1 protein-coding gene and 1 pseudogene are annotated in these 1633 nt (G+C 68.9%); both read left to right on the plus strand.

Annotated elements, in window-relative coordinates:
- Window positions 1-714, plus strand: a 714-nt coding sequence (trpA, locus tag NI18_RS18540) for a tryptophan synthase subunit alpha (RefSeq protein ID WP_037532148.1), incomplete at its 5' end; no start/stop codon positions are given.
- Window positions 711-1561 (plus strand): annotated as a pseudogene (accD, locus tag NI18_RS18545) (acetyl-CoA carboxylase, carboxyltransferase subunit beta). The gene trpA and the pseudogene accD, both read left to right, overlap by 4 nt.
- Window positions 1562-1633 lie beyond the last annotated feature (72 nt).

The raw sequence follows: 1633 nt of genomic DNA on the forward strand, positions 1-1633 counted from the left end.
GCGCTCGTCGCGGGCGGCGCGGATGCGATCGAGCTCGGCATGCCGTTCACCGACCCGATGGCCGATGGCCCCGCGATCCAGGCCGCCAATATCCGCAGCCTCGCGCAGGGGACGCGCACCGCGGACATCCTCGCGATCGCCACCGCCTTCCGCGCGCGCCATCCCGACACCCCGCTGGTGCTGATGGGATACGGCAACCCGATGCTGCGGCGCGGCGCCGACTGGTTCGCGCAGGCCGCGGCGGCGGCGGGGGTCGACGGCGTGATCTGCGTCGACGTACCGCCCGAGGAGGATGATGCGCTTGGGCCCCAGCTGCGCGCCGCCGGGATCGACCTGATCCGCCTCGCCACCCCGACCACCGACGCGGCCCGGCTGCCGACCGTGCTCGATGGCGCGAGCGGGTTCCTCTATTACGTCTCGGTCGCGGGGATCACCGGGCTGCAACAGGCACAGCAATCCTCGATCGAGGACGCGGTCGCGCGGCTGAAAGCGCAGACCGACATCCCGGTCGCGGTCGGCTTCGGCATCCGCACCCCCGAACAGGCGGCGAACGTCGCGCGCGTCGCCGATGGCGTCGTGGTCGGCTCGGCGATCGTCGAGCTGGTCGCCCGGCACGGCACCGCTGCGGCGGAGCCCGTCCGCGCCTATATCACGTCTCTCGCCGATGCCGTCGCGTCCGCAAGAAAGGAAATTCGCATGGAGATCGGCGCATGAGCTGGCTCAACAGCGTCCGCAACGTCCTGCCGTTCGTCGCCAAGCGCGAGACGCCCGAGAATCTCTGGCACAAGTGCAAGGGCTGCGGGCAGATGGTCTTCACCAAGGAGCTGGAGGAAAATCTCCACGTCTGCCCGAAATGCGACCATCACGACCGCATCGGGCCGAAGATCCGGTTCGCGCAGCTGTTCGACGAAGGCAGCTGCAGCGAGCTGCCCGCGCCGCCGGTGCCCGAGGATCCGCTCAAGTTCCGCGACCAGAAGCGCTATACCGATCGCCTCAAGGCGGCACGCACCGACAACAGCGAGCGTGACGCGCTGGTCAATGCCCGCGGCGCGATCGACGGCCACCGCGTCGTCGTCGGCGTCCAGGATTTCGGCTTCATGGGCGGGTCGATGGGCCTCGCGGTCGGCGAAGCTTCGTTCGCGGCGTCGAGGCCGCGATCGAGGACCGGGTGCCCTATGTGATCTTCACCGCCAGCGGCGGCGCACGCATGCAGGAGGGCATTCTCAGCCTGATGCAGATGCCGCGCAGCACCGTCGCGATCCAGATGCTCCACGACGCCGGGCTGCCCTATATCGTCGTGCTGACCGATCCGACGTCGGGCGGCGTGATGGCGGCCTATGCGATGCTCGGCGACGTCCAGATCGCCGAACCCAAGGCGACACTAGCGTTCACCGGCCGCCGCGTGATCGAGAGCACGATCCGCGAGAAGCTGCCCGAGGATTTCCAGACGTCGGAATATTATCTCGAACACGGGATGATCGACATGGTCGTCCACCGGAAAGACCTGCGCGAACAGCTCGGCACCGTCATCGGCTATCTGAGCGCCCGCGAAGCGGCGTAACCTACCCCCTCTCCCCTCGGGGGAGAGGGGTCGGGGTGAGGGGCAGCCCAGCACTGCTGCGCCCGGACCGCC

It is taken from the genome of Sphingomonas sp. Ant20 (assembly GCF_000783375.1).
Taxonomy (GTDB): domain Bacteria; phylum Pseudomonadota; class Alphaproteobacteria; order Sphingomonadales; family Sphingomonadaceae; genus Sphingomonas; species Sphingomonas aerolata.